This is a genomic window from Streptomyces sp. NPDC048269 (assembly GCF_040652395.1).
GTDB lineage: Bacteria > Actinomycetota > Actinomycetes > Streptomycetales > Streptomycetaceae > Streptomyces.
In genome coordinates, this window is sequence record NZ_JBEZLW010000002.1 from 290,305 (window position 1) to 302,540 (window position 12,236).

Annotated in this window: 11 protein-coding genes; 5 read left to right on the forward strand and 6 right to left on the reverse strand. The window is 71.5% G+C overall.

Translation table 11 applies throughout. The features are described 5' to 3' along the window. The first annotated feature begins 40 nt into the window (after nucleotides 1-40). From AB0D48_RS03485 to AB0D48_RS03500, 4 genes are all read left to right on the forward strand, one after another. The gene (locus AB0D48_RS03485; protein WP_362390275.1) at nucleotides 41-730 is read left to right on the forward strand and encodes a hypothetical protein; all 690 of its coding nucleotides are present in this window, start codon (nucleotides 41-43) and stop codon (nucleotides 728-730) included. A gap of 45 nt (nucleotides 731-775) precedes the next feature. Further along, nucleotides 776-1,570, forward strand: coding sequence for a DsbA family protein (locus tag AB0D48_RS03490; RefSeq protein WP_362390277.1), 795 nt, complete (start codon nucleotides 776-778; stop codon nucleotides 1,568-1,570). Between the two features lie 129 nt (nucleotides 1,571-1,699). Beyond that, complete coding sequence (locus AB0D48_RS03495; protein ID WP_362390279.1) at nucleotides 1,700-3,361, forward strand: alkaline phosphatase D family protein; 1,662 nt, start codon at nucleotides 1,700-1,702, stop codon at nucleotides 3,359-3,361. A gap of 222 nt (nucleotides 3,362-3,583) precedes the next feature. Then, a complete protein-coding gene (locus AB0D48_RS03500; RefSeq protein ID WP_362390473.1) occupies nucleotides 3,584-4,537 on the forward strand; it encodes a zinc metalloprotease in 954 nt (317 codons plus the stop codon). A 231-nt stretch (nucleotides 4,538-4,768) separates the two neighbouring features. Here AB0D48_RS03500 and AB0D48_RS03505 read toward each other — a convergent pair whose 3' ends face one another. Next, a complete protein-coding gene (locus tag AB0D48_RS03505; protein ID WP_362390281.1) occupies nucleotides 4,769-5,347 on the reverse strand; it encodes a dienelactone hydrolase family protein in 579 nt (192 codons plus the stop codon). A 48-nt stretch (nucleotides 5,348-5,395) separates the two neighbouring features. Between AB0D48_RS03505 and AB0D48_RS03510 the strand changes: the two genes are divergently transcribed. Then, entirely contained in the window at nucleotides 5,396-6,439 is a 1,044-nt protein-coding gene (locus AB0D48_RS03510; RefSeq protein ID WP_362390477.1) for a mechanosensitive ion channel domain-containing protein, read from the forward strand. A gap of 40 nt (nucleotides 6,440-6,479) precedes the next feature. On the opposite strand, the gene AB0D48_RS03515 is transcribed toward AB0D48_RS03510, so the two are convergent. From AB0D48_RS03515 to AB0D48_RS03535, 5 genes are all read right to left on the reverse strand, one after another. Next, nucleotides 6,480-8,072: a Na+/H+ antiporter gene (locus AB0D48_RS03515; RefSeq protein WP_362390284.1), complete on the reverse strand. Its 1,593-nt coding sequence runs from the start codon at nucleotides 8,070-8,072 to the stop codon at nucleotides 6,480-6,482. Nucleotides 8,073-8,596: 524 nt separating this feature from the next. Then, nucleotides 8,597-9,019 carry a GNAT family N-acetyltransferase gene (locus tag AB0D48_RS03520; RefSeq protein WP_362390480.1) on the reverse strand — a complete coding sequence of 141 codons (423 nt, stop codon included), beginning with the start codon at nucleotides 9,017-9,019 and terminating at the stop codon, nucleotides 8,597-8,599. A gap of 44 nt (nucleotides 9,020-9,063) precedes the next feature. After that, nucleotides 9,064-10,005, reverse strand: coding sequence for an RluA family pseudouridine synthase (locus AB0D48_RS03525; RefSeq protein WP_362390286.1), 942 nt, complete (start codon nucleotides 10,003-10,005; stop codon nucleotides 9,064-9,066). Between the two features lie 41 nt (nucleotides 10,006-10,046). Continuing rightward, nucleotides 10,047-10,607 (reverse strand): signal peptidase II, encoded by a 561-nt coding sequence (gene lspA, locus AB0D48_RS03530; protein ID WP_362390288.1) that lies wholly within the window; start codon nucleotides 10,605-10,607, stop codon nucleotides 10,047-10,049. Between the two features lie 92 nt (nucleotides 10,608-10,699). Continuing rightward, nucleotides 10,700-11,674, reverse strand: a complete 975-nt coding sequence (locus AB0D48_RS03535) for a TraR/DksA C4-type zinc finger protein (protein ID WP_362390290.1) — start codon at nucleotides 11,672-11,674, stop codon at nucleotides 10,700-10,702. Nucleotides 11,675-12,236: the final 562 nt, after the last annotated feature.

Sequence of the window (12,236 nt, forward strand, 5' to 3'; positions counted from 1 at the left end):
GCGGACCCCTTTCACAGGGACCCGTGGCAGACTCGCGGCGATGGACATATCAGGGGTGGGGCTTCGAGGGCTGCGGGCCGCGCTGTTCAGCGCGCTCGTCGTGCTGCTCTCGGCCGGCTCGCACGTCCTCATGTCCCGGGTACCACTGCCTCCCGCGCTGGTCGGCGGAGCCTTCGCCGGCGTGTTCACGCTCTCCTACGCGCTGGCGGGCCGCGAGCGGGGCTTCGGCCCGATCGCCGCACTCCTCGTCCCGCTGGAGCTGGCCGCCGACACCGTCTTCACCGCCGGGCAGCACGTCTGCTACGGCCCCGCGGGCGGCCCGGTGTCGGGCCCGCTGCACGCACTGGGCCTGGACGAGCTGTGCGGCGGGACGCCGGTGGGCGGGCCGCTGGCCGAGGTGACCGGACCGGCGGCCGATCCGGCCGCGCTGCTGTCCTCCCCCGGGCCGTGGGCGCCGTGGCTGCTGCTCGCCGCCCACGTCTCGATCGGGCTGCTGGCCTCCGGATGGCTCCGCCACGGCGAACGGGCGCTGGCCCGGCTGCTGCGCGCGGTGGCCGCGTTCGCGTTCCGGCCACTGCAGCTGACGGGGGCCGGGGCGCCGGTGGCCGCGGGTCCCGCGCGGCGGACACCGCGGCCGGCCCGGCCGGGCGCGGGGGCCCGTACGCGCTTCCCCGCGCACTCCGTGGGACGGCGGGGACCTCCCGTGCCCGGCGCGTTCGCAAGCGCCTGACGCACGCACGGCATCCCTGACACGTCACACCCCACGGAGATCACGATGAGTTCACGCAACAGCCAGGCCAACAAGGCGGCGGCCCGCGAGCGGCTGCGCGCCGAGCGCGAGGCACAGGCCAAGAAGGACAAGATACGCCGCCAGGTGGTCGTGGCCGGGGCGGTCCTCGCCGTACTGGCCCTGGCCGGCGGCGTCGGCTACGCGGTCGTGCAGGCCAACCAGCCCGGCTACTGGGAGAAGGCCGCCAAGGCCGAGCTGGTCAAGCCCAAGAACACCGAGGGCGAGGACGGCACCACGGTCGTCATCGGCAAGGCCGAGGCGAAGAAGACCCTGGAACTCTACGAGGACTCGCGCTGCCCCGCCTGCGCCCAGTTCGAGCAGGCGGCGGGCGAGCAGGTCAAGAAGGACGTCGACGCGGGCAAGTACAAGCTCCAGTACTTCGGTGCCACCTTCATCGACAACATGGCCAAGGGCGAGGGCTCGAAGAACGCGCTGAGCGCGCTCGGCGCCGCGCTGAACGTCAGCCCGCAGGCCTTCCTCGACTACAAGGCCGCGCTCTACTCCAAGGACCTGCACCCCGAGGAGACCGTCGACAGCTTCGCCAAGGACGACTACCTGCTGAAGGTCGCGGACACGGTGCCGGCGCTCAAGGACAACACCGAGTTCGAGAAGGCCGTCGAGGGCGGTACCTACGACCGGTGGGCGCTGGAGATGGCCAAGGCCTTCAACAACTCCAGCGTGAAGGGCACGCCCACGCTGAAGATGGACGGCAAGAAGATCGACACCCCGCAGACGGCGGAGGCGTTCACGGCTGCGATCGACAAGGCCCTGCAGGGCTGAGCCCCGGCCATTCCGAGGTCGCTTTCCGGACTGGCCGGGCCAACGGGCGGGCGGACTCCCAGAGTTCGCCCGCCCGTTGCGTGTCCAGACCTGTTCCCGCGCCCATACCCGCCAGTAATATGATCATCCGTGACCAGTCATCTCTCTTCCCCCGCTGCCGCGGCAACTCCTCGCCGCCGCACGGTCGTCCTCGCCGCCGCGGCCACGGCCGCGCTGGCCCCCCTCACCTCACTGGGCGCCCCGGCCGCCCATGCCGCCGGCAGCGCGCCGGCCTTCCTGCACGGCGTCGCCTCGGGCGATCCGCTGCCCGACGGGATCCTGCTGTGGACCCGCGTGACCCCCACCGCCGAGGCGGTGCCCGGCTCCGGCCTCGGCCCGGCCGTCCAGGTGGGCTGGGAGGTGGCCTCGGACAAGGCCTTCTCCCGGGTCGTCGCGAGCGGCACCGTCACCGCGGGCGCCGCCACCGACCACACGGTCAAGGTGGACGTGCGCGGGCTGCAGCCACAGACCCCGTACTGGTACCGGTTCACCGCCGGCGCCACCGTCTCCCCCGTCGGGCGCACCCTGACCACCGCGGGCAACGACGTGACCACCGCCGGAGTTCGCTTCGGCGTCGTCTCCTGCGCCAACTGGGAGGCCGGCTACTTCTCCGCCTACCGGCACCTGGCCGCCCGTACCGACCTCGACGCGATCCTGCACCTCGGCGACTACATCTACGAGTACCAGACCGGTGGGTACCCGGAGGCGAAGTACGTCGTACGCCAGCACGAGCCGAAGAACGAGATCGTCACGCTGGCCGACTACCGCGTCCGGCACGGCAAGTACAAGACGGACGCCGACCTCCAGGCCCTGCACCACGCGCACCCGGTCATCGCCATCTGGGACGACCACGAGTTCGCCGACGACACCTGGGCGGGCGGCGCCGCGAACCACACCCCGGGCACCGAGGGCGAGTGGGCGGCCCGCGCGGCCGCCGCCAAGCAGGCCTACTTCGAGTGGATGCCCGTACGCACCTCCGTCTCGGGCACCGTCTACCGGCGACTGCGTTTCGGCACCCTCGCCGACCTGCACCTCCTCGACCTGCGCTCCTTCCGCTCGCAGCAGGTCAAGGTGGCCGACGGATCGGTGGACGACCCGGAGCGCACCATCACCGGGCGCGCCCAGCTGGACTGGCTCAAGTCGGGCCTGGCGAACTCGAACGCGACCTGGAAGCTGGTCGGCACCTCGGTGATGATCTCGCCGGTGGCCTTCGCCTCGCTGCCCGCGCACCTGCTGGCGCCGCTCGCGAAGCTGCTCGGACTGCCCGAAGGCGGCATAGCGGTCAACGTGGACCAGTGGGACGGGTACACGGACGACCGCAAGGAGCTGCTCGGCCACCTGAAGGACCGGAACATCAAGAACACGGTGTTCCTGACCGGTGACATCCACATGGCGTGGGCGAACGAGGTACCCGTGAACATGGCGACGTACCCCGGTTCGGGGACGGCGGCGACCGAGTTCGTGGTCACCTCGGTGACCTCCGACAACATCGACGACATCCTGCACGTGCCGGAGAACACCGCCTCGCTGGTCGCCGAGTCTGCCGTGAAGGCCGCCAACTGGCACGTGAAGTGGCTGGACATGGACGCGCACGGCTACGGCGTGCTCGACGTGACGGCGGAGCGCTCGCAGATGGACTACTACGTGGTCTCCGACAAGCGCCGCCAGGACGCCACCTCCGCGTGGTCCCGCTCGTACCGCACGCTGAACGGCACTCAGAAGGTGGAACGGGCCGACCGACCGGTTCGCTGATTGTCCGTCAAATCTGCTGTTGCAAGGGGCCCCTGGTGCAGACCAGGGGCCCCTTGTGCATCAGAAGCAACAAATCTTTTACGTAAGAGTCTTGACCGCCTCATGTCATGGACACATAAGCTTCGCGCCAGCCGGAGAGATCCTTCGGCCGAAACCCCCCCACCGCGAGGAGCACACGTGCGCGCTGTTGCCCGCATATCCCCCCTTCTCCGCCGCCGCCTGATGGGCACGGCGGTCCTGGCCGGAACCCTGGCGTTCACCCCGCTCGCCGCCCCCACGACGATCGCCGCCGCCAAGACCCCCGCCGAGGTGTGCGCCGAACAGGGTCCGACCGGGGCGGCCGCCAACGCCCGCGTCGCGCGCCCCGAGAACCAGCACGCCGCCGAGCCCAACGAGGTCACCGAGTCCCAGGCCAAGGCCATGGACGCCGACCTCAAGGCGAAGCTGGACAAGGCCCTCAAGAACCAGCCGCAGCGTGGCATGGCCGCCGCCGAGGCCGTCACGACGATCCCGGTGTACTTCCACGTCGTCCACTCCGGCACCACCGGAAAGCTGACGTCCACCCAGATCAACAGCCAGCTGGCGGTCCTCAACGCTGCCTACGGCGGCCAGGGCACCGGCAACGTGAACACCAGCTACCAGTTCACCCTCGCCGCGACCGACTACACGGACAACGCCACCTGGTACAACCTGGCTTCCGGCTCCCAGGCCGAGAAGGACATGAAGAACACCCTGCGCAAGGGCGGCGCCGGCGCGCTGAACTTCTACACCGCCAACCTCTCGGGCGGCCTGCTCGGCTGGGCGACCTTCCCGTCCTCGTACACCTCCAGCCCCAAGATGGACGGCGTGGTCGTGCTCGACACCTCCCTGCCGGGCGGCTCGGCGGCCAACTACAACGAGGGCGACACCGCGACCCACGAGGTCGGCCACTGGATGGGCCTGTACCACACCTTCCAGGGCGGCTGTACCGGCAACGGCGACTACGTCTCCGACACCCCGGCCGAGAAGAGCGCCGCGTACGAGTGCCCGACCGGCCGCGACTCCTGCGCCAGCAAGGCCGGCGCGGACCCGATCCACAACTTCATGGACTACACGTACGACTCCTGCATGTACCAGTTCACGGCCGGCCAGGTTGCCCGTATGAAGAGCAGCTGGACCGCCTACCGCGCAGCCTGACCCTCAGGTCCTGACTGCTCTGCCCCGGCGCCATGAGCGCCGGGGGACATGATCGAAGGACGGTCCGAGCTGGTTGTGACGCTCGGAGCGGAGGTACGGGCACGGTCCGGCGGACGCCGGACCGTGCCCTGCCCCGTGATGTGGCCGGCAACGAGGTCCGTCCGGCCGCCCGTCGGCCACGAACCCGGCGGGGCCGCGCGGCTGTCGCGCGCACGCGTGCTGCGCGAGGTCCTACAGGGTGTCGAGGAACCCGATCGCGACCTTCCAGGCCTGCTCGGCGGCCTCGGCGTCGTAGTCCTCCAGCCCAGGGTCGGTGAACAGGTGCCCGGCACCCGGGTAGCTGTGGACCTCCACATCGGCCCCGGCCCGCTGCATCCGCAGGTACCAGGCCGTCAGCCAGTCGTGCGGCTCGAAGGGGTCCGGGTCCGCGATGTGCAGCTGCACGGGCAGTTCGTCCGCCGAGGCGTCGTCCGCGACATCGGCCGTCCCGTGCAGGAGCAGCAGCCCGCGCGCCTTGTCGTCGGCCAGCGCCAGGTGCTGCGCGACGGAGCCGCCGAAGGAGAAGCCGGCGTAGACCAGGCCCTGGTCGGAGTAGGGGGCGGAGGCCAGAACCGCGCGCTTGAGCAGTTCGTCACGGCCGATCCCGTCCCGGTGGGCCATGCCCTCCTCGACGGTCTCGAAGGTGCGTCCCTCGAAGAGATCCGGTACCTGGACCTGGTGCCCGGCCGCGCGCAGCCGGTCGGCCGCCGCGTGCACCGCGGGCCGCAACCCGTACGTCGAATGGAAAAGCATGATGTTCATGCCTCCCATCGTGCCAGTTTGCGCGGATCGCTTCCGGTTACCTTCCTAGCCATGGATATGGAGACCGTCCTGCGTCCCGTCACGGTCGTCGGCGGCACGCTCGTCGTCACCCTGATCGCCGGGTGGCTGCTGGACCTGCTGCTGCGCCGGGCCGACGCCCGGCACCCCGAGACCCCCCTGTGGGGCCTGCTGCGCCGCTGCCGCCTGCCGTTCCAGGTCGTCCTCTGCACCTCGCTGCTCAGAGCGTCCTACCGCAGGGCCGGAATCCTGCCCGACCACGCCTTCGGCGTCGGCCGGGTCCTCACCCTGGTGCTGATCGCCTCCGTGGCCTGGCTGGCGGTGCGCATCGCGACCGCCGCCGTCGACTCCACGTACGCGCGCTACGCCGCGGTCACCCAGGACGAGGCCCGGGTCCGCCGGGTCCGTACCCAGGTCACGCTGATCCAGCGGGTGGTCACCGCGGTGGTGGTCGTGGTCGCGGCGGCGGCCATGCTCCTGACCTTCCCGCCGATGCGCACGTTCGGCGCCTCGATGCTGGCCTCCGCGGGTGTGCTCGGCATCGTCGCGGGCATCGCCGCCCAGTCCTCGCTGAGCAACCTCTTCGCCGGCCTCCAGATCGCCTTCGGCGACACCGTCCGCATCGGCGACACGGTGGTGGTCGACGAGGAGTGGGGCAAGGTGGAGGAGATCACGCTGACCTTCCTGACCGTCCGCACCTGGGACGAGCGGCGCATCACGATGCCTGTGTCGTACTTCACGAGCAAACCGTACGAAAACTGGTCGCGCGGCGGCGCGCAGATGACGGGCACGGTCTTCTGGCATCTGGACCACAGCGCCCCCGTCGGGCTGATGCGGGAGCAGCTCCAGGTCATCCTCCAGGACATCCCGGAGTGGGACGGCCGTGGGTCCGGCCTCGTGGTGACGGACACCACACCCCACACGATCCAGGTCCGGGCGGTGGCCACGGCCAAGGACGCGGACGATCTGTGGACGGTCCGCTGCGCGGTCCGCGAACGCCTGATCGCCTGGCTGCTGACCCACCACCCGTACGCCTTGCCCCGCGTCGTCACGTCGGAGGCCACCCCCCGCCCGGCGCCCTGACCCCCGACCGCGCCCACCGCTGCGCGGGCTCCGTCCCGGTCTACGGACTCCGCAGGCTCCGCACGTCCAGGTGCCGTAGCACCCGGTCCACGATCTCGGGATCGGATCCGGGTTCGCTGCGGGCGGCCAGCACCTCGTGGCGGGCGGCCGACATCATCTCGCGCTGGATCCGCTGGATGTCCCGGATCCGCTCCACCCGCTGCGCGTACGCTTCCCTGCGCTCCTCGTCGACCATGTCGGGGCTGATACGGGCTCCCACGTCGTACGCGCGCCGGTACAGCGTCTCCACCAGGTCCTCCGGCAGCTCCTCCTTCTCCTCGATCTCCTTCAGCCGCCGCTTCGCGGCCTTCGCGGCGCGGATCGCCAGCTGCCGCTCGGTCTCCCGGTCCGCGTCCGTGTCGGCCTCGACCCCCAGCCGCCGTACCAGCCACGGCAGGGTCAGCCCTTGGAGCACCAGCGTGGCCATGATCACGGCGAAGGCGATGAAGATGATCTGGTCCCGCGCGGGGAAGGGCTCGCCCGCGTCCGTCCGGAGGGGAACGGCGAGGGCCAGCGCCACCGAGGCCACCCCGCGCATCCCGGCCCACCACATGACCACGCTCTCCCGCCAGCTCAGCGGGATCTCCTCGTCGTAGTCGCGCCGCGTGTGCAGCCTCTGCGCGAGCCAGCCCGCCGGCAGCAGCCACACCAGCCGTACGCCGACCACGACCGCGACCACGACCGCCGCCCACCCGGCCATCTCCCACTCGCGTCCGCGCGCCGTGCCGAACACGTTGTGCAGCTCCAGCCCGATCAGCCCGAACGCCACCCCCGTGACCAGCATGTCGACGACTTCCCAGAAGGTGTGCCCGGCGAGCCGGCCCAGCACGTCGTCGGCGTCGCTGGCGTACTCGGCGAGGAACAGGGCGGTCGTCAGGACGGCCAGCACCCCCGACCCCTGGAGTTCCTCGGCCACCACGTACGCCACGAACGGCACCAGCAGTGTCAGCCCGATCTGGAGCGTGGCGTCGCCGAGCCGCCCCATGAACCGGTTGGCCGCCCAGCCGAGGGCCAGTCCCACCACCACGGCGACGACGGCGGACAGCACGAACTCCCCCAGCGCGTCGGGCCAGGAGAAGCTGCCGCTGACGGCGGCGCCGATGGCCACGTGATAGAGGACGATCGCCGTCACGTCGTTGAAGAGCCCCTCCCCCTCCAGGATCGACACCATCCGACGGGGCAGCCCGAGCGAACCGGCGACGGCGGTGGCGGCGACCGGGTCGGGCGGGGCGACGAGCGCGCCGAGCGCGACGGCGGCGGCGATCGGCAGCCCGGGCACCACGGCGTGCGCGACGGCCGCGACCGCGGCGGTCGTGACGAACACCAGGGCCACGGCGAGCAGCAGGATCGGCCGGACGTTGGCGGCGAACTGCCGCCAGGAGGTGCGCTGCGCGGAGGCGTACAGCAGCGGCGGCAGCACCAGCGGAAGGATGTACTCGGGCGGGACGTCGACGTTGGGCACGACCGGCACGAGGGCGAGGACCACCCCGCCGACGGTCATGAGCACGGGCGCGGGCAGTCCGAGCCGGTCCCCGAGCGGCACGGTGACCACGGCCCCGAGCAAGAGCACGAACAGCAGAGCAAGCTGATCCACTCCCCCACCCTGCCAGTCCGCTGCGCTCGGCGGTGCCCGGGTACCCCCCGTCGCCCCCGTGTCGGGACTCCGCCCGGCACCCTTACGACGCTCCGCGCCCCGGCGGGTTCGGCCGCCCACACCTCTGCGGCGCCGTACCGGGGCTCCGCCCCGCACCCCCTACGGCGCTCCGCGCCCATACCTCTGCGGCGCCGTACCGGGGCTCCGCCCCGCACCCCCTACGGCGCTCCGCGCCCGCGCCTCAAACGCCGGCGGGGCTGGAATTGCCCTACCGGCAATCCAGCCCCAGCCCCGCCGACACCGGAGGCGCGAGGCCCGGGGCGGAGCCCAGGGAATTGAGCCCCGCCGGCGATTGAGGCGCGGGGTCCGGGGCGGAGCCCCGATCTTGAACCTCGACAAGCACACCCAGCCCAGGCACCCCCAGCCCCGCCGGCGATTGAGGCGCGGGGGCGGGGCGGAGCCACGGGCTGGGCTGCAGGGGCAGGGGCAGGGGCAGCGGCAGCGGCGGTGCGCACCGGCCAGGGCTACGGCAAGCGGCGCCGCATCGCGCGGTGCGCGATGCCCGCGTCCTGGAACTCGGGGCCGTAGGCCACGTACCCGAGCCGCTCGTAGAAGCCGAGGGCATGGGTCTGCGCGCCCAGATCCACCGCCGCGAGCCCGAGCCGCCCCGCCTCCGCCTCGATCGCGCGCACCAGGGCGACCCCCACGCCCAGCCCGCGCGCGGACTTCCGTACGGCCAGCCGGCCCAGCGAGCCGACGTCCTCGGAGCCGGTCTTGGCCAGCACCGCGACCCCGTGCAGCAGCCGCCCCGTACCCAGCGGCACCCCGTCCGGCCCCACGGCCAGTACGTGCACCGCGTCCGCGTCGTACGCGTCGTACTCGATCGACTCCGGCACGGACTGCTCGACCACGAACACCTCGGTCCGGACCTCGAAGCAGGCCGCCATGTCGGCCTCGCCGACGGCCACGCGCACCTCGAACGGGGGCGTGGTCACTCGCTCTCCGCCCGGATCACGTCCAGGGCGTGCTGGAGGTCGGCCGGGTAGTGGCTCTCGAACTCGACCCACTGACCGTCCGACGGGTGCTCGAAGCCGAGCCGCACCGCGTGCAGCCACTGCCGGGTCAGCCCCAGCCGCTTGGCGACGGTCGGGTCGGCGCCGTAGGTCAGGTCGCCGACACACGGGTGCCGGTGCGCGGACATGTGCACGCGGATCTGGTGCGTACGGCCGGTCTCCAGCTTGATGTCCAGCAGCGAGGCGGCGCGGAAGGCCTCGATCAGGTCGTAGTGCGTGACGGAGGCCTTGCCCTCCTGGATCACGGCCCACTTGTAGTCCGCGCTCGGGTGCCGGCCGATCGGCGCGTCGATCGTGCCGCTCATCGGGTCCGGGTGCCCTTGGACCAGCGCGTGGTAGCGCTTGTCGACGATCCGCTCGCGGAACTGGTTCTTCAGCGAGGTGTAGGCACGCTCCGACTTCGCGACGGCCATCAGGCCGGACGTACCGACGTCGAGGCGGTGCACGATGCCCTGACGCTCGGCCGCGCCCGAGGTGGAGATCCGGTAGCCGGCCGCGGCGAGGCCGCCGATGACGGTGGTGCCGGTCCAGCCGGGGCTCGGGTGGGCGGCGACGCCGACCGGCTTCATGATGACGACGATGTCGTCGTCGTCATGGACGATCTCCATGCCCGGGACGGGCTCCGCGACGAGCTCGACCGGCCGCGGCGGCGCGGGCATCTCGACTTCGAGCCACGCGCCACCGTGCACACGCTCGGACTTCCCGACGACACTGCCGTCGACCGACACCTTCCCCGCGGCCGCGAGTTCGGCCGCCTTCGTCCGGGAAAATCCGAACATACGGGCGATGGCGGCGTCGACGCGCTCGCCCTCCAGGCCATCGGGAACGGGCAGGGTGCGGACCTCGGGAATCGTACTCACCTGTCGAGTATGCAGGACTCGGCAGAAGAGCATTCCCGCGATCAGTCCTTGTGGACGGTCCCGTCCGGGTCCAGACCCTTGAACGACAGCAGGACGATCAGGATGCCGCCGCACACGATCGCCGAGTCGGCGAGGTTGAAGACGGCGAAGTGGGCCGGCGCGATGAAGTCGACGACCGCGCCCTGGAACACGCCGGGCGAGCGGAAGATCCGGTCGGTGAGATTGCCCAGCGCGCCGCCCAGCAGCAGGCCCAGTGCGATCGCCCAGGGCAGGCTGTAGAGCTTGCGCGCCAGCCGCACGATCACCACGATCACGGTGGCCGCGATACAGGTGAAGATGATCGTGAAGGCCTCACCGAAGCCGAAGGCGGCGCCGGGGTTGCGGATCGCCTCGAACCTCAGCAGATCGCCGATGAGCTCGATCGGCGGCTGGTGCTCCAGCTTCGCCACGACCAGCATCTTGCTGCCGAGGTCCAGCAGGTACGCGAGCAGCGCCACGACGAGCAGCGCCACGATCCGCCGGCGCCCCCTGGGCTCGGCGGAGTTGGGCTCGGCGTCGTCCCCGACCTCCGGCGTACCGATGATGCGCTCCGCCTCTGCCACGTGAGTCCCTCGAACTAGCTCGAACCAGGTTGAGACACGAGGGTACGTCAGGGCACCCGGCCGAGGCCCCCCGGCGGCCCCCCGGAAACCGCCTAGTGCCGCCGCTCCTGCTTCTGCTTGCAGTCCACGCACAGCGTGGCCCGCGGGAAGGCCTGCATCCTGGCCTTGCCGATGGGCTGCCCGCAGTTCTCGCAGAGGCCGTACGTGCCCGCCTCCAGCCGCTCCAGGGCCCGCTCGGTCTGCTCCAGCATCGAGGTGGCGTTCGCCGCGAGGGCCAGCTCGGACTCCCGGGTGATGTTCTTGGTGCCCGTGTCGGCCTGGTCGTCGCCCGCGCCGTCGCCCGAGTCCCGCATGAGGCCGGAGATGGCCACCTCCGAGGCGTCGAGCTCGGCGCGCAGCCTCAGCACCTCGCTCATCAGCTCGCTGCGTGCCTCCTCGACCTCCGCGGGCGTCCAGGGTTCCTCCCCGGGCCGTACGGCGAGCTCACCGGGCGCGGTGACCGCCGTGACCCTCGCCTTGGGCAGCCCGCTGGTCGCGGCCGCAGCCGTCTTCCTCGCCGTACCGGTGCTCTTCTTGGCAACCACGTTCCGGACTCCCGTCTTCTTCGCGGCATGCGCCGCCCCCTCGGCCCCGGCCGGCTTGGCCGTGGCCTGCCGCTTCGCGACGGCAGTCGACTTCTCCTCGGCGGTCGCCTCCACGGCGTCCGTCGCCTTCTTCGCGGTCGCCTTCACGGCGTCCGCGGCTTTCTTCGCCGTCGCCTTCCTGGCGGTCACCGTGGCCTTGTCGGCGGTCACTTTCGTCGCGGTCGTCTTCGTCGCGGTCGTTTTCGTCGCGGTCACCTTCTCGGCGGTCGCCTTGGTCGAGTTCGCTTTCGTGGAGTTCGCCTTCGTCGCGTTCGCTTTCGTCGTGGTCGCCTTCTTCGCCACTGTCTTCTTCGCTGTCGCCTTCTTGCCCGGTTCCGCATCGGCGGTCACCTCGACGGCTCCCGCTCTCCTGGCCGGCGCCTTCTTCGCCGGTGCCTCGGCCAGCGCCTTCCCGGCAGTACCGGCGATCTTCTTCGCCACCATGGCCGCGGCCCCTTCACATACTGTGATCATTGCTCGCGAATCGTGCCGGAACGATAAATCGGCACCGGCCCCGCGGCAACGGGGCACGCATCCGGCGAGGCCAACCTGCATCCGTTGTGCCCATCCGGAGGCCCCGTAACCCGCCCCACCCGCCCCACAGGAGTCCGTACCGGCGCGTCGGCCCATTCGGGTCACACGAGCGGCCCTCCCGCACCCCCGCCACGCCGTGCCGCCGACCCCCGCGCGGGCCCCCGTAAACCGGTCTGCCGAGCACCCCCCGGCCCCGTACACTGGGCCCAGCGAGAGGCATGGATGGGGACGAGTAGCGTCGGACGCAGCCAGGAGCGACCCGGGGACGGTGAGAGCCCGGGGGCGAGCGCGATGTGAAGGATCACCCCGGAGCCGCCGGAAGAAAGCGCGCACGGATGCCCGCGAGGGTCCCGTACGGCGAGTAGAACCGGCTTCGCACCCCAATGAGGGGGCCGCCGGACCCGTCCGGAGGCCAAGGAGGGTGGTACCGCGGGAGCAGCACGTCCCTGAAATCAGGGAGTGCCTCTCGTCC

Coding starts and splice junctions, on each gene's coding strand:
- AB0D48_RS03485 (WP_362390275.1), top strand. CDS start 41: ATGGACATATCAGGGGTGGGGCTTCGAGGGCTGCGGGCCGCGCTGTTC.
- AB0D48_RS03490 (WP_362390277.1), top strand. CDS start 776: ATGAGTTCACGCAACAGCCAGGCCAACAAGGCGGCGGCCCGCGAGCGG.
- AB0D48_RS03505 (WP_362390281.1), bottom strand. CDS start 5,347: ATGGGAGGCATGAACATCATGCTTTTCCATTCGACGTACGGGTTGCGG.
- AB0D48_RS03510 (WP_362390477.1), top strand. CDS start 5,396: ATGGAGACCGTCCTGCGTCCCGTCACGGTCGTCGGCGGCACGCTCGTC.
- AB0D48_RS03535 (WP_362390290.1), bottom strand. CDS start 11,674: ATGGTGGCGAAGAAGATCGCCGGTACTGCCGGGAAGGCGCTGGCCGAG.
- AB0D48_RS03500 (WP_362390473.1), top strand. CDS start 3,584: ATGGGCACGGCGGTCCTGGCCGGAACCCTGGCGTTCACCCCGCTCGCC.
- AB0D48_RS03520 (WP_362390480.1), bottom strand. CDS start 9,019: ATGGCGGCCTGCTTCGAGGTCCGGACCGAGGTGTTCGTGGTCGAGCAG.